12 protein-coding genes and 1 tRNA gene are annotated in these 15113 nt (G+C 71.6%); 3 read left to right on the forward strand and 10 right to left on the reverse strand.

Annotation, left to right across the window (positions count from 1 at the left end; all coding sequences use genetic code 11):
* Nucleotides 1-93: 93 nt before the first annotated feature.
* The 8 genes from rho to OG553_RS09700 all read right to left on the reverse strand — a co-directional run bounded on the left by rho (nucleotide 94) and on the right by OG553_RS09700 (nucleotide 10516).
* On the reverse strand, nucleotides 94-2175 hold the full coding sequence (gene rho / locus OG553_RS09665) for a transcription termination factor Rho (RefSeq protein WP_405978586.1): 2082 nt from the start codon (nucleotides 2173-2175) through the stop codon (nucleotides 94-96).
* 418 nt (nucleotides 2176-2593) lie between these two features.
* Nucleotides 2594-3532, reverse strand: a complete 939-nt coding sequence (gene thrB, locus OG553_RS09670) for a homoserine kinase (protein ID WP_362467228.1) — start codon at nucleotides 3530-3532, stop codon at nucleotides 2594-2596.
* Nucleotides 3533-3861: 329 nt separating this feature from the next.
* Nucleotides 3862-4932 carry a threonine synthase gene (thrC, locus tag OG553_RS09675; RefSeq protein ID WP_386273219.1) on the reverse strand — a complete coding sequence of 357 codons (1071 nt, stop codon included), beginning with the start codon at nucleotides 4930-4932 and terminating at the stop codon, nucleotides 3862-3864.
* Between the two features lie 6 nt (nucleotides 4933-4938).
* Complete coding sequence (locus tag OG553_RS09680; protein ID WP_007266575.1) at nucleotides 4939-6231, reverse strand: homoserine dehydrogenase; 1293 nt, start codon at nucleotides 6229-6231, stop codon at nucleotides 4939-4941.
* Between the two features lie 177 nt (nucleotides 6232-6408).
* A complete protein-coding gene (gene lysA / locus OG553_RS09685; protein WP_405978587.1) occupies nucleotides 6409-7800 on the reverse strand; it encodes a diaminopimelate decarboxylase in 1392 nt (463 codons plus the stop codon).
* Nucleotides 7801-7819: 19 nt separating this feature from the next.
* A complete protein-coding gene (gene nrtL / locus OG553_RS09690) occupies nucleotides 7820-8752 on the reverse strand; it encodes an ArgS-related anticodon-binding protein NrtL (RefSeq protein ID WP_405978588.1) in 933 nt (310 codons plus the stop codon).
* A 10-nt stretch (nucleotides 8753-8762) separates the two neighbouring features.
* Nucleotides 8763-10043: an RNA-guided endonuclease InsQ/TnpB family protein gene (locus tag OG553_RS09695; protein WP_405978589.1), complete on the reverse strand. Its 1281-nt coding sequence runs from the start codon at nucleotides 10041-10043 to the stop codon at nucleotides 8763-8765.
* Nucleotides 10043-10516: a response regulator gene (locus tag OG553_RS09700; protein ID WP_405983003.1), complete on the reverse strand. Its 474-nt coding sequence runs from the start codon at nucleotides 10514-10516 to the stop codon at nucleotides 10043-10045. Before OG553_RS09700 ends, OG553_RS09695 begins: the two co-directional genes overlap by 1 nt.
* 100 nt (nucleotides 10517-10616) lie before the next feature.
* Between OG553_RS09700 and OG553_RS09705 the strand changes: the two genes are divergently transcribed.
* Together OG553_RS09705 and OG553_RS09710 are read left to right on the forward strand one after the other, a co-directional pair.
* A tRNA-Arg gene (locus OG553_RS09705) sits at nucleotides 10617-10688 on the forward strand.
* Between the two features lie 129 nt (nucleotides 10689-10817).
* The gene (locus OG553_RS09710) at nucleotides 10818-11270 is read left to right on the forward strand and encodes a hypothetical protein (RefSeq protein WP_405978590.1); all 453 of its coding nucleotides are present in this window, start codon (nucleotides 10818-10820) and stop codon (nucleotides 11268-11270) included.
* Nucleotides 11271-11332: 62 nt separating this feature from the next.
* Here the strand turns inward: OG553_RS09710 and OG553_RS09715 are convergent, their stop codons facing one another.
* Nucleotides 11333-12511 (reverse strand): hypothetical protein, encoded by a 1179-nt coding sequence (locus OG553_RS09715; RefSeq protein WP_405978591.1) that lies wholly within the window; start codon nucleotides 12509-12511, stop codon nucleotides 11333-11335.
* 37 nt (nucleotides 12512-12548) lie between these two features.
* Nucleotides 12549-13829 carry an MFS transporter gene (locus OG553_RS09720; protein ID WP_405978592.1) on the reverse strand — a complete coding sequence of 427 codons (1281 nt, stop codon included), beginning with the start codon at nucleotides 13827-13829 and terminating at the stop codon, nucleotides 12549-12551.
* 222 nt (nucleotides 13830-14051) lie between these two features.
* Here OG553_RS09720 and OG553_RS09725 point away from each other — a divergent pair, with 222 nt between their 5' ends.
* Nucleotides 14052-15038 (forward strand): XdhC family protein, encoded by a 987-nt coding sequence (locus tag OG553_RS09725; RefSeq protein ID WP_405978593.1) that lies wholly within the window; start codon nucleotides 14052-14054, stop codon nucleotides 15036-15038.
* The last annotated feature ends 75 nt before the right edge of the window (nucleotides 15039-15113 follow it).

Consider the following 15113-nt stretch of genomic DNA (forward strand, 5'->3'; position numbering starts at 1 on the left):
CCCCGCGGGCGCAGGCGTGTGGCGAAGGTCGCACAAATGGAACCGCCCCCGCCGCGAATGCGGCGGGGGCGGTCCCGTGTGCGGGCGACCCGGTCAGTCGTCGTTCTTGCCGGCCGGGGTCGTCTTGGCGATCTGCATCAGGAACTCGGCGTTCGACTTCGTCTGCTTCATCTTGTCGAGCAGCAGCTCGATCGCCTGCTGCGAGTCGAGCGCGTGCAGCACCCGGCGCAGCTTCCAGACGATGGCGAGCTCCTCGCTGTTGAGGAGGATCTCCTCCTTGCGGGTGCCCGACGGGTCGACGTCGACGGCCGGGAAGATGCGCTTGTCGGCGAGCTTCCGGTCGAGCTTGAGCTCCATGTTGCCGGTGCCCTTGAACTCCTCGAAGATCACCTCGTCCATGCGCGAGCCGGTGTCGACGAGCGCGGTGGCCAGGATGGTCAGCGAGCCGCCGTCCTCGATGTTGCGCGCGGCACCGAAGAAGCGCTTCGGCGGGTACAGCGCGGTCGAGTCGACACCACCGGACAGGATGCGGCCGGAGGCGGGCGCCGCGAGGTTGTACGCGCGGCCCAGACGGGTGATGGAGTCCAGCAGGACGACCACGTCGTGACCCAGCTCGACGAGGCGCTTGGCGCGCTCGATGGCCAGCTCGGCGACGGTGGTGTGGTCCTCGGCCGGGCGGTCGAAGGTCGAGGAGATGACCTCGCCCTTGACCGACCGCTGCATGTCGGTGACCTCTTCCGGACGCTCGTCGACCAGGACGACCATCAGGTGGCACTCGGGGTTGTTGGTGGTGATCGCGTTGGCGATCGCCTGCATGATCATGGTCTTGCCGGTCTTCGGCGGGGCCACGATCAGGCCGCGCTGGCCCTTGCCGATCGGCGACACGAGGTCGATGATGCGGGTGGTCAGCACGCCCGGGTCGGTCTCCAGACGGAGCCGGTCCTGCGGGTAGAGCGGGGTCAGCTTCTGGAACTCCGGCCGTCCGCGGCCCGATTCGGGCGCCATGCCGTTGACGGAGTCCAGGCGCACGAGCGCGTTGAACTTCTCGCGGCGCTCGCCGTCCTTGGGCTGACGGACCGCACCGGTGGTGTGGTCGCCCTTGCGCAGGCCGGCCTTGCGGACCTGGGCGAGGGAGACGTACACGTCGTTCGGGCCGGGCAGGTAGCCCGAGGTCCGGATGAACGCGTAGTTGTCGAGGATGTCGAGGATGCCCGCGACGGGGATCAGCACGTCGTCGTCGGCGACCTGCGGCTCGTTCGGCGCGAACTCGTCACGGCCGCGACGGCCACGCCGGTCGCGGTAGCGTCCGCGGCGGCCGCGACGGCCTTCCTCGTCGAAGTCGTCCTGCGGGCCGTTGTCCTGACGGTCCTGACGGCCCTGGCCGCGGCCGCCCTGCTGCTGGCGGTCGCCGCGGTCCTGGCGGTCGCCGCGGTCCTGGCGGCCGCCGCCCTGCTGCTGGCCCTGCTGGCCGCCCTGCTGCTGGCCCTGCTCGTCGGCCTTGGCGCCGCGCTCGCGGCGGCCCTGCTGACGCTCGCCTCGCTCGGCGCGCTCGCCACGGTCGCCGCGGTCACGGCGGTCGCGGCGGGTGCGGCCCTCGCCGGCCTCCTGCGCCTGGCCCTGGGCCTGCGCGGAGACGGCGGTGGCGGCCTCGGCCTTGGCCTCGGGCTGCGCGGCCGGGGCGGCGGTCTCAATCTTCTGCTCGACCTGCACGGCCGCGGCGGGAGCCGAGGACTCGGGGCTGCCGGAGGGGGCGGTGGCACGGCGGCGGCGACGCTCGCCGATCGGCGCGTCCTCGCTGGCCGGCTGGCCCGGGATCTCGATCTGCGCCTGGGCGGCGGGCTTCTCGGCGGGGGCCGCCGCGGCGGCCTCGCCCGTACGGGCCTTGCTGGTGGCGCGGCGCTTCGGCTTGGCCTCGGCGGCGTCGGCGGCGGGGGCCGCGGCGGCCTTGGGGGCGCTGCCGCCCTGCGCCTCCTTGATGACCTCGATCAGCTGGCTCTTGCGCATCCGCGCGGTGCCCCTGATACCGAGGCCCGACGCGACCTGCTGCAGCTCGGCCAGGACCATGCCCTCAAGGCCGGTGCCGGAGCGGCGGCGCTTCGGGGCCGCGCCCGCGGCGGGGGCACTGGTGTCGACGTTGGTGTCGGCAGCGCCCATCAGATCGGTGGTGTCGCTCACGAAGGGTCCTTCCCTGGAGCGGACGTCGGCCTGTCTGGCTCGGCGACCGGTTGTGCTGTCCGACAACGGTCCGGTGTGTGGACCGTGCCGGGGCGGTGGTCCGCCGGTAAGAGTTACGGCGGAGAGAAACGTGCATGGTGGTTCCGGCGAGAAGCCCCCGAGCTGGAAGCGTGGGAATGTCACGCCGATTCCGGAGCGTGCTCGAAACTGCTGGCAGCGATCAAAGCAGTCGGGGAGGCTCCCGGAAGAAATGTGGTCCCGGATGGGGACACTGAGCACCGAGCCATGGCGGCTTCGGATGCGCACTTGAGGTTAACACTACCGGATCCAACAGACATTCCCCCTCTCAATCACCGGCAATCGCCCTGTCGTGGGCGGGCGGCCTGCCCGGCCGCCCGCCCACGACGGGGCCGTGTCGTCACGACACGGGCTGACCGCCCTGGGCGCCCAGCGGAAGGACGCTCGCGCCCGCGGCGTCGAGCGCGAGCCGGTTGGCGGCCCACCCCTCGCCCGCGAGCTGCGCGACCTTGTCGGCCGCGCCGTTGTCGACCAGCGCGAGGACCGTCGGGCCCGCGCCGGAGATCACCGCGGGGATGCCGTCCGCCCGCAGCCGGTTGACGAGTGCCACGCTCTCCGGCATCGCCGGGGAGCGGTACTCCTGGTGCAGCCGGTCCTCGGTGGCGGGCAGCAGGAACTCGGGACGCCTGGTCATGGCCTCCACGAGCAGGCCCGCGCGGCCCGCGTTGACGGCCGCGTCCACGTGCGGGACGGTGCGCGGCAGCAGGCCGCGGGCGGTCTCGGTCAGGACCGGCTTCGACGGGACGAAGACCACCGGAACGATGGAATCCGCGGGGTCCATCCGGATCGCCTTGGCACTGCCCCCCTCCATCCACGCCAGGGTGAAGCCGCCGAGCAGACAGGCGGCGACGTTGTCGGGGTGGCCCTCGATCTCGGTGGCGAGCTCCAGCAGCGCCGCGTCGTCGAGCTTGGCCTCCCCGCCTATGGTCACCGCGCGGGCGGCGACGATGCCGGCGCAGATCGCGGCGGAGGAGGAGCCGAGGCCCCGGCCGTGCGGGATGCGGTTGGCGCAGACGACCTCGAGGCCGCGCGGCTGACCGCCCAGCAGGTCGAAGGCGGTGCGCATGGAGCGTACGAGGAGGTGGCTCTCGTCCCGCGGGAGGGTGTCGGCGCCCTCGCCCGCGATGTCGATGTCCAGGCCGGAATCGGCTACCCGGACGACGACGTCGTCATAGAGCCCCAGGGCCAGGCCGAGGGCGTCGAAGCCGGGGCCGAGGTTGGCGCTGCTGGCGGGGACGCGCACCCGTACGGCGGCGGCGCGGAACGCTGGACCTGCCATCGGTCGATGACACTCCTTGTGACTGTGCGGGATCCGGCTGCTGCGCGGGATCTTCGCTGCGAATGTACTGGAGAACGTACGACACCCGAAGGCCCTTGGGGCAGCACCGCGGTCATATGCGCGGTGGCGGATGTAAGTACAGCGTATCGAAGGAAGGTTCTCCCGCGACATAGGGCGCACAGGAGGCGCACGATGCGTGTCGGTGTCTTCCGCCGGATCCCGCGGGATCGCCGCTGCCTTTCGGTGCCGTACGGCCCGGGTCGCCGGATTCCGGACGCTTCCGGAATCCGGCAACGGGGCCGGGCCCCCTCAGGGGCCGGTGACCTGGGTCAGACCAGGCCGAGACGGATCGCCGCGGCCTCGGCGTCCACCGGGACGGTGACCGGCTGCGGAGCGCCGGCGACGGCCCAGTCGGGGTCCTTGAGGCCGTTGCCCGTGACGGTGCACACGATCGTCTGGCCGGGGTCGACCAGGCCGGCTTCCGCGGCCTTCAGCAGACCGGCGACGGACGCGGCCGAGGCGGGCTCGACGAAGACGCCCTCCTGGGAGGCCAACAGGCGGTAGGCGGCCAGGATCTGGCGGTCCGTCACCTCATCGATGAGACCGCCCGACTCGTCACGCGCGGCGAGCGCGTAGTCCCAGGAGGCCGGGTTGCCGATGCGGATCGCGGTGGCGATGGTGTGCGGCTCCTTGACGACCTCCCCGCGCACGATCGGCGCGGAGCCGGAGGCCTGGAAGCCCCAGACGCGGGGCGTGCGGGAGGCCAGGCCGTCGGCCTTGTACTCCTTGAAGCCCTTCCAGTACGCCGTGATGTTGCCGGCGTTGCCGACGGGCAGCACATGGATGTCGGGGGCGTCGCCGAGCGCGTCGACGATCTCGAACGCGGCCGTCTTCTGGCCCTCGATGCGCACCGGGTTGACGGAATTGACCAGCGCCACCGGGTAGTTGTCGGACAGCGCTCGGGCCAGGTCCAGGCAGTCGTCGAAGTTGCCGTCAACCTGCAGGATCTTGGCGCCGTGCACCAGGGCCTGGCCCATCTTGCCGAGCGCGATCTTGCCGCGGGGCACGAGGACCGCGGACACCATGCCGGCGCGCACCGCGTAGGCGGCGGCGGAGGCCGAGGTGTTGCCCGTCGAGGCGCAGATGACGGCCTTGGCGCCGTCCTCCTTGGCCTTGGTGATGGCCATGGTCATGCCGCGGTCCTTGAAGGACCCGGTGGGGTTCGCACCCTCGACCTTGAGGTGCACCTCACAGCCCGTGCGCTCGGAGAGCACCTGGGCGGGGACGAGGGGAGTGCCGCCCTCGCGGAGCGTGACCACGGGAGTCGTGTCCGTCACCGGCAGTCGGTCGCGGTACTCCTCGATGATGCCGCGCCACTGGTGGGTGCGATTGCTGCTCATGGGTCCTTACTCCCCTTCAACACGCATGATGCTGGCGACACCGCGCACGGTGTCCAGCTTCCGCAGCGCCTCGACGGTCCCGGAGAGGGCGGCGTCGGGCGCGCGGTGGGTGACGACGACGAGGGAGGCCTCGCCGTCCTTGCCCTGCTGGCGGACGGTGTCGATGGAGACACCGTGCTCCGCGAAGGTGGTCGCCACCTGGGCGAGGACGCCCGGCTTGTCCGCCACATCGAGGCTGATGTGGTAGCGGGTGACGACGTCCCCCATGGGGCTGACCGGCAGCTGGGTGTACGCCGACTCGCCGGGCCCCGTTGCCTCGGCGAGCTTGTTGCGGCAGACGGCGACGAGGTCGCCGAGGACCGCGGACGCGGTCGGCGAACCGCCCGCGCCGGGCCCGTAGAACATCAGCCGTCCGGCGGCCTCGGCCTCGACGAAGACGGCGTTGTACGCCTCGCGGACGGAGGCCAGCGGGTGGCTGAGCGGGATCATCGCCGGGTGGACGCGGGCGGTGACGGACTCGCCGTCCGCGGCGCGCTCCAGGATGGCGAGGAGCTTGATGGTGCAGCCCATGCGCTTGGCGGAGGCGAAGTCCGCGGCGCTGACCTCGGTCATGCCCTCGCGGTACACGTCGTCGAGGCGGACCCGGGTGTGGAAGGCGATGCCGGCCAGGATCGCGGCCTTGGCGGCGGCGTCGTAGCCCTCGACGTCGGCGGTGGGGTCGGCCTCGGCGTAACCGAGGGCGGTGGCCTCGTCGAGCGCCTCCTGGTAGCCGGCGCCGGTCGAGTCCATCTTGTCGAGGATGAAGTTCGTCGTGCCGTTGACGATGCCCATCACCCGGTTGATCTTGTCGCCGGCGAGGGACTCGCGCATCGGACGGACCAGCGGGATGGCGCCCGCGACGGCGGCCTCGTAGTAGAGGTCCAGCCCGGCCTGCTCCGCCGCGGCGTGCAGGGCGGCGCCGTCCTGGGCGAGCAGCGCCTTGTTCGCGGAGACGACGGAGATGCCGTGCTCGAACGCGGTGGTGATCAGGGTGCGGGCGGGCTCGATGCCGCCGATGACCTCGATGGCCACGTCGATGTCACCGCGTTTGAGGAGGGCGGTCGCATCGGTGGTGACGAGGGCGGGGTCGATGCCCTCGCGCACCTTGGAGGGACGGCGCACAGCCACGCCGGCGAGTTCGACGGGCGCGCCGATCCTGGCTGTCAGATCGTCGGCGTGCGTCGTCATGATGCGCGCCACCTCTGAGCCGACCACTCCACAGCCCAGCAGCGCCACCTTCAGCGGACGCGTACGCATCATTGACCTACGCCTTTCGATCTTCCATCGCTCCCGGCGCGCGGTTTTGCGCGCCAGGTATGAACCAGTCTCACTCAATGGACAGGACTTTCCATCTCCGGTCCATTGAGTGAGACGTGTGCCAGATGTACCTGGACGTCTATTTTGGGGGTCGGGACCCTTCCCCCCGAAATATGGGGGTCATCCGAGGTCGAGGGACAGGAGATCTTCTTCCGTCTCCCTGCGGACGATCACCCGCGCCGCGCCGTCGCGCACGGCGACGACGGGCGGGCGGAGCGCGTGGTTGTAGTTGCTGGCCATGGAGCGGCAGTACGCCCCGGTGGCGGGCACGGCGAGCAGGTCGCCGGGGGCCAGGTCGGCCGGCAGGAAGGCGTCCTTCACGACGATGTCACCGCTCTCGCAGTGCTTGCCGACGACGCGGACCAGCATCGGCTCGGCGTCGGAGACGCGGGAGACCAGGGTGACCGCGTATTCGGCGTCGTACAGGGCCGTACGGATGTTGTCGGACATGCCGCCGTCGACGGAGACGTACGTGCGCAGCCCCTCCAGCGGCTTGATCGTGCCGACCTCGTAGAGGGTGAAGGCGGTGGGGCCGACGATGGCGCGGCCGGGCTCGACGGAGATGCGCGGGGCCTTCAGGCCGGCGCTCTCGCACTCCCGCGCGACGATCTCTGTGAGGGCCTTGGCGATCTCGTGCGGCTCGCGCGGGTCGTCGGCGGAGGTGTAGGCGATGCCGAGGCCGCCACCGAGGTCGATCTCCGGCAGCTCGACCCCGTGCTCGTCCCGTACGGCGGCCAGCAGCCGCACGACCCTCTTCGCGGAGACCTCGAAGCCGGCCATGTCGAAGATCTGCGAGCCGATGTGGGAGTGGACGCCGAGCAGCTCCAGCGAGTCGTGCCCGAGCGCCCGGCGGACGGCCTCCGCGGCGGACCCGTCGGCGACGGCGATGCCGAACTTCTGGTCCTCGTGGGCGGTGGCGATGAACTCGTGGGTGTGCGCTTCCACACCCACGGTCACCCGGATCTGCACGGGCTGGCGCACACCCAGCTCACGGGCGACGTGCGCGACCCTCGCGATCTCCTGGAAGGAGTCGAGGACGATCCGCCCGACGCCGGCGGAGACCGCACGCCGGATCTCGCCCTCCGACTTGTTGTTGCCGTGGAAGGCGATCCGCTCGGCGGGCATCTCGGCGGCGAGGGCGGTGGCCAGCTCCCCGCCGGAGCAGACGTCGAGGTTCAGCCCCTCCTCCTTGAGCCACTTCACGATGGCCTTCGACAGGAACGCCTTCCCGGCGTAGAACACGTCGGCGTCCTTGCCGAAGGCGTGCGCCCAGGCGCGGCAGCGGGCCCGGAAGTCCTCCTCGTCGAGGAAGTAGGCGGGGGTGCCGAACTCCTCGGCGAGCCGGGTCACTTCGATCCCGCCGACGGTCACGACCCCGTCGTCGTTCCGCGTGACGGTACGGGACCACACCTTCTCGTCGAGCTCGTTCAGGTCGGCCGGCGGCGGGGCGTAGTGGCCCTCGGGCAGGACGTCGGCGTGGCGGGGCCCGGCGGGGTGCGCGGAACGGCTCATCGGAATCTCTCTTCGCGGGTCACAGGAAGTCTGGGGCGTCCATGCCGAGCAGGGCGAGGCCACCGGCCAGCACCGTCCCGGCGGCTTCGGCGAGTGCCAGCCGGGCGCGGTGGGCGGCCGAGGGTTTCTCGTCCCCCTTGGGCAGGACCTGGTGCTGGAAGTCGAGGAGGGCGTCGGCGACGGCGACGAGGTGCCGGGTGAGCCGCTCGGGGGCGCGGTGGTGCGCGGCCGCCTCCAGCACGAGCGGGTACTCGCCGATCAGCCGGAGCAGCCCGGGAGCGCCGGCCTCGCCGGGCTCCCCCGCGAACCCGAGATCGGCGGCGTTGATCCCCAAGGCCCTCGCGCGGGCATGGGCGTACCGCACCCTGAAGAACTCACCGGACTCGTCCTGGACGAGCAGGGCGGGGCCGAAGGAAGGGGTCTCACGGGCGGGCGCGCAGAGCATGGCCCAGCCGGCGGCGTCCGCCCCGTACGCGGCGACGACGTCCCCGTCCCGGCGGGCGACGGGCGCGACGCGAAGCTCTTCGTCCGCCCCGGGCAGCCCCTGACTGGCCCGGATCCTCCCCACGGCCTCCCGCACCACCCGCCCGCGCAGCTCCCCGCCGTCCACGAACCCGTACCTGCGCCCCGCGGCCCGGACCTGGCCCACGAGCTCGGCGGCGGGGGCGGGCAGGAGGCTGAAGTTCAGGAACCCGGGCCCGGTGATCTCGACGTCCCGGATCCCGGGCTCGTCGGCGAGGAGCCGGCCCGCGAGCACCCGGGCGACCTCACGGGGCTCCAGCCGGGCGCCCTTCGCCACCTGGAGCGCGACGGGGCTGGCGTACTCCCCCGCTCCCCCGGGCCGGGTCCGCTCGACGACCACCCGCTCGGGCACGCCGACGGCGAGCTCACCGCCCTCGACGGCACGGCGTACGGCTTGTACGACGGCACGAGAGAGGTCGGCGGGGATCACGGAACCCAGCCTAGGCGAGAAGCCCCGGGGGCATGCATCGGGTTTCGCCATTTGAAACCTCCCCGCCCGGGAGGGCGGGGATTCCTGGCTCACGTGGGCTGCGGACCAGCGATCCGTCAGCTCTTACGCGATCAACACCAGCCGGGTTGAGACCAGCCCGGACGAGCATCACACGGGCGGAGTTCTTGTCCCTGGGGGATACGGCTCCGCACGCGTTGCACGAGTAGGTTCGTTCCGAGAGGGGTAGCGCGTGCTTGGTTCTCGCTCCGCACTGCGCGCAGTCCATGGTGGTGTGCGCGGGGTGCACCAGGTGCACAGGACGGCCGTGCTTGCGGCTCATCTCGAGCAGGGCCGTCTTCGTGGCTCCGATCGCAGCGTCCGCAGCCTTGCGGGCCGTGGTGGATCTACCGAGGAACTCGGGCTTGAAGTCCTCGACGGCAAGCGCGTCATGGTCACGGACGACCCTTTTGGCCCACTTGCGGCCGGTGTCCTGACGCCGGCGGGCCACCGTCTTGTGCAGCTTGGCGGCCTGCCGCTGGGCTGCACGGCAGCCCTTCGACTGCGCCTTCCCCCTGGGCGCGCGGCGGCGGGCCATCATTCGCTGGTAGTGCGCCAGCTTCGCGGCTGATTTCCTGCCGTGCTCCAGGTGGGGCAGGTCGTGGTCGTCGGACGTGGTGGTCGCGGTCTCGCTCACGCCCCAGTCGATACCGATCACCGCGCCCGTGGCGGGAAGCGGCTCGATGGTCGTGGGGACGACGAAACTCGCGTACCAGTGGCCGAGGCTGTCGCGGCACACCCGCACCGACGACGACGGCTCGGGCAGGTCCCGAGACCACACCACGGTGACCCTGATGCCCCCGGCCAGTTGCAGGCGCCCGTCCTTGATCCTGAAGCCGCGCTGTGTGTAGTTGAGCGTGGGAGCCGACTCGCGCTTCTTCTTGTACTTCGGCATTCCAGCACGCTGCCGCACCGGCATCCCGGCCTTGATGTCTCTGAGGGCCTTCGCACGGGATTGGGCGAAGGCCCGGATGGTCTGCTGCTGCGGAACACTGCTGCCCTCACGCAGCCAGGCATTCGAGGCGCGTGCCCTGGTCAGCATCTTGTCCAGCCGTGCCGGCCCGCACGTCTCACCCTCGGCGTGGGCCTTCTTCGCCCGGGCGCAGCTCTCGTTCCAGATCCACCGGCACCGCGCCCACTCCGCTTCCAGCGCGGCGGCCGCGGTGGACGACACGCGCAGTCGGAAGGTGTACCGGGCCTGCCCGGGGCCCTCCCCACTCCGAGCTCCTGTCATCAGGCCCCCCGACCGGCCCTCCCGCCCCTCCCCGCAGGGGCACCCTTCCGCTCGACGAGCCGCCGCACGACCCGCACCAGCTCGGCGGGCTCGAAGGGCTTGGCGACGAACGCGTCCACCCCGGCGGCGATCCCGGCCTCGACCTCGTGCTGCGTACAGGCGCTGACGATGGCGACGGGCACGTGCCGCGTCCGCGGATCGGCCCGCAACTGCGCGGCGGCCCCGAACCCGTCCAGCCGGGGCATGACCACATCAAGGGTGATCGCGTCGGGACACACCCGGTGGACCACGTCCAGACACTCGGCACCATCGCTCGCGGTCACGACCTCGAAGCCCTCCAGCTCGAGATTGACCTTGATCAGCTGCCGGATGACCTTGTTGTCGTCGACAACAAGCACCCGGCCCGAGGCGCCTGGCACAACTTGAGGGTAGGTCGCCCTAAGCCCCCGCGTCCGGGTTTTTGCCACTTCCACCCCCTCCGGGCGACCGGCCTCCCCCTCCCGCCCAAAACCGTTCCTGATCACCCTGTGGAAGCTGGTAGTGTTCAACCCGTCGCCGCAAAGCGAACGACACGCCCCCGTAGCTCAGGGGATAGAGCAACGGCCTCCGGAGCCGTGTGCGCAGGTTCGAATCCTGCCGGGGGCACTTCGCATGAAGTGCCACAAAGGCGCTGACCAGCAGAGATGCAGGTCGGCGCCTTTTTGTCGTCCCAAGCACGTGGATGTCGGCAGCCGGGCTGGTGTTGCCCGGGAACAGGAAGAGCTCTTCCGTCGGATGGACCACATCCAGCGGAGCGGTTTCACCATCATCGTCGACGGAGAGAACGCCGTGATCGGCATCCTCACGTCCACGGACCTCGCCGGAGAGTTGAAGGCACGCATCGAGCCGTTCACGCTCCTTGAGGAGCTGGAACGCAGGATCCGCAGGCTGACGCGGCACTTTTCCGTGGACGAACTTCCGGCGAAGATCCGCAAGGCGCGGGAGCAGGGGCGTCAGTTCACCCTGGGCCGGTACGTCTTCCTGGTGGAGGACCCGCACTGCTGGGCCAAGCTCAACTGGCCTTATGACCAGCAGCAGATGCTCTCGCGACTGCGCATCGTCACGAAGTACCGCAATGAGCTCGCGCACTGGGCGGTCGACGCGCCGGCGGAAGACGCCGAGGCTCTCGACGCCACGGCACGCCTGCTCAAGCTCCTCAAGGTCGTCGACCGGGACCCGGTGGTCTGAACGGGAGGCCAGGCACCTGCCCGGGGCTGCCTCGCCGGACTCGGCAGGCGGCCCCGGCCGGCTCAGGCCATCCAGCGCGCACGGGGCAGGAGGACGCCAACGGCACCGCTGAGTCCGAAGAGAATCGGGGTGACGAACTCTCCCGGTGCACCGGCCCAGCTGAACAGGGCTGCGAGCGCGATCAGGATCGTGACCGCTGCTGCGGTCTGCCAGACGGTCTGTCGCCGTGTCCCCCGGCTCGGCGCCGCCCGCCGGTCCTCGGGAAGGTCCTGCCAGTCGAGCACCGGAAGGATCAGCCGATCCTGACAGACCTGTGCCAGCACGCCAGAGACGAGGGACAGCACACGACCGTGGGCTTCGCGCAACGCGGCACTTTCGTCAGCGCCACAGCCCGGTGCACCGGCTGCGGCATCGACCGCGGCTGCATGCGCCACGGCCGCCAGACGGTACCGCTCAAGGGCCTCCTGCACATGCGCCTCGTACACGTGGACCTCTGCCTCCCTCCGCGCCCTGCCCACCCGGTCCCCGCTGATCACCGCATAGCGCGCCAGCCTCTCCAGCGCGAGACAGAACTCCTCGACGGTGCGGAACGTCCAGTCGACGGGGAAGTACGCCGTCGGCCGCCGGTCTCGACTCCGCAATGACCCCAGCAGGGTTCTGACCCGGCTTTCCGCGCTGTCCGGCAGTACCAGTGCCTCCAGAGCCAGGACGCCTCGATACGCGGCTTCTCCATAGGGATCCGCCCGGCGTCGCGAGACGGCCTCCGCAGCCGTCGCCGCAGCGGCAAGGGCCAGCAGGCCGGCGGCGATGGCGGCGGTGGTCGGTCGGAGCGGCCCACCCCATCCTCCGAACGCCCCGTACAGCAGCAGCCCTGCCGCCAGGTCGGCCGGGCCGTACAGCCACAGACGTGCGACCGCCCAACGCCGGGACGCACAAAGCCGTATGGCGAGCGCGTCAGCGTCCGGAAGACCGGCACGCGCTCCGTCCGCGGCCGTGAGCGCCGTCCGAAGCTCGACGATGCGTTTCCGGGCCGACCGGCTCCGGCGCAGCAGGCCGGAGGTCAACCACCCCCCGGGACGTCTGCGGGTACAGAACGCGAGACACCCCGTGATTATGAGAAGAAAGGGCAACCAGAGGGTGCTGAGGTCCAGGAGGAACATCATCAGCCAGGCGGCGGTGTCGGGCTTCGCCTGTGCGAGTTGTTCGTGCCCCGGGAGGGCGATGGTCGCGGAGTGCATCATGCGCCCCAAGTTCACACACCCTACTGACACATTGGGGTCACGCCGGGTGTTCGCCCTTGGTGGGGGTCGTGTCCTGGGCTCGGGCCGGGTCCGGTACCCCGGCGGAATGGGCGGAACGCCTGCCTGCGGTGAACGCCAGGGTCAGGGCTGCCACCGTGAGGGAGATGAGGCCGCCCGTCGTGAGGGACCAGCGGGGGCCCCAGTGGTCGGTGAGCCAGCCCGTCAGGAGGGCGCCCAGGGGGGTGGTGCCCATGAAGATCAGGGTGAAGAGGGCCATCACGCGGCCGCGGTAGGCGGGGTCCGAGCCGAGCTGGATGCGGTGGTTGGCCGCCTGGGCGAAGTACATCATCGCGAAGCCCGTGAGGGTGAGGCAGAAGGCCGCCGTCGGGAGGCTGGGGGCCAGGCCCGTGAGGGCTTCCGTCGCGCCGAAGGCCAGGGCGGAGCCGGTGACCACGGCGGCCGTCGGGCGGGTGCGGCGGGCGGTCGTCGCGAAGGCGGCCAGCAGGGAGCCCGCCGCGAGGGAGCTGCTCAGCAGTCCGAAGGCGGCCGAGCCGGTGTGGAACTCCGTCTTGGCCAGCAGCGGCAGCGTCAGCTGGAAGTTGAAGCCGGCCAGGCCGAGGACGCCGACCAGGAAGAGGGGCAGGATCAGGTCGGGGCGCCGGGAGACGTAGCGCAGGCCGTCCGCGATCCGGGCGCCGGCCGGGCGGGAGGGCGGGCCGTGGAGTTCCGCGGGGCGCATCAGGGCGAGGCCCGCGACCGCGGCCAGGTAGCTGCACGCGTTGAGCAGGATGACCGGGCCGACGCCGAGGTGGGCGATGAGCAGGCCCGCGGCCGCGGGGCCCGCCACCCGGGCGGCGTTGAAGTAAGCGCCGCTCAGGGCCGAGGCGTTGGGGAGCAGTTCGTTGCCGACCATCTCGCCGACGAAGGCGATGCGGGTGGGTGCCTCGACGGAGTTGACCGCGCCGAGGGCGAGGGCGAAGAGCCAGATGTGCCACAGGTGGATGTCGCCGAACGTCACCCACAGGCCGAGGAGCAGGGAGAGGGCGCCCGACGTCAGGTTCGCCAGGATCAGGATGCGGCGTTTGCTGTGGCGGTCGGCGAGCCGGCCGCCGTAGAGGGTGAGGAGGAGTACGGGGGTGAACTGGAGGGCCGTGACGAAGCCCAGGGCCGTGCCCGAGTTCCCCGACAGCTCCAGCACCAGCCAGTCCTGCGCGACCACCATCATCCAGGTGCAGGTCACCGAGAGGAGCTGGCCGAGGAAGAAGAGCCGGAAGTTGCGTACGGAGAGGGAGTCGAAGGCGCGTTTCAGGGTGAGCACGGGCGGTAGTTTCCCTTCGCTCCCTCGATTCTCCGTGGTGGCTGCGGAGCGGCCACTCGTGGACGGTTCCGGTGGTCCGTACGAGGGCGACGGGCCGGGGTTGGTGGGTTCGGGGGATGGGTGGCGGCCGGGGGCGTGCGTAGGGTGGTGCCCGAGGCCGCTTTGTGCCCGTTGACCAGGTGCTTTGCGGCGAGGGAGCGCACAGAGGATGGGGCGACGAGGATGCGTGAGCTTGCGGAGACGGCGCGGCAGTGGGCTGCCGAGGGACGGGTGGCGTTCCTGGCCCGGCCGGTGACCGAGCAGGGGTTCGGGCCCCGCGACCCCGCCGGGGCCGTGCTCGTGGACGCCCGCGGGGAGTGCGTCGGGGCGCTGTACCGGGGGGTGTTCGACGCCGAGCTGGTCGCGGAGGCCGCGGCCCTGGGCGGCGCCGCCCGGGAGGCCGCGCGGGTGTGCGAGGTGTCGGTCGGGGCCGGTGAGGCCACGGAGGCGAAGCTGACCTGCGGCGGGCAGGCGGAGGTGCTGCTGCAGCCACTGTCCGCGATCCCCGCCGAGTGGTGGGAGCTGCTGGGCACCGGGGCCGGGGTGGCGCTCGTGACCCGGCTCAGCGAGGGCGCGGACGGTGCCGTCAGCGAGGTCGTACGGGCCGGCGACGCGCCGGCCGACGACGCCGGGCGGCGCGCCGGGGAGCTGCTGGGGACCCGGCGGCCCGGGCGGGACGCCCTGTACGGGGGCTCCGGGCTGGTGCTGGTGGAGGCGTACCCGTCGGCCCCGTACGTGGTGATCGGCGGGACGGGGGAGCTGGCCGACGTGATCGGCGCGCAGTCGGCGCTGCTGGGCTGGGAGTCCATCGTGGTGGAGAACGCGGCGGACGCGGAGAAGGTGCTGACCGCGCACCGGGACGCCGCCTGTCTGGTGATGCTCAGCCACGATCCGGACTTCGACGTGCCGACCCTGCGGAACGCGCTCGCGCTGGAGGTCCCGTACGTCGGCGCGCTGGGGTCCCGGCGGACGACCGCGCGCCGCCAGGACGGGCTGGTTGCGGCCGGGGTGGGCGCTTCCGAGCTGGCGCGGGTGCACGGGCCGATCGGGCTGGACCTGGGGGCCAAGACCCCGGCGGAGACGGCGCTGGCCATCTGTGCCGAGATCCTCGGGGTGCTCGGCGGCCGGGACGCGCGCGGGCTGCGGGACTCGGACGGGCCGCTGCGCTGACGGGCCCCCTGGAGAGGAGGACCGCCGCCCCCGTCATCCGTTCGGAGTAGGGGGCGGTGCGTCGTGGCGGGGGCG

It is taken from the genome of Streptomyces sp. NBC_00158, from assembly GCF_045160885.1.
In the GTDB taxonomy this organism is placed as follows: Bacteria; Actinomycetota; Actinomycetes; order Streptomycetales; family Streptomycetaceae; genus Streptomyces.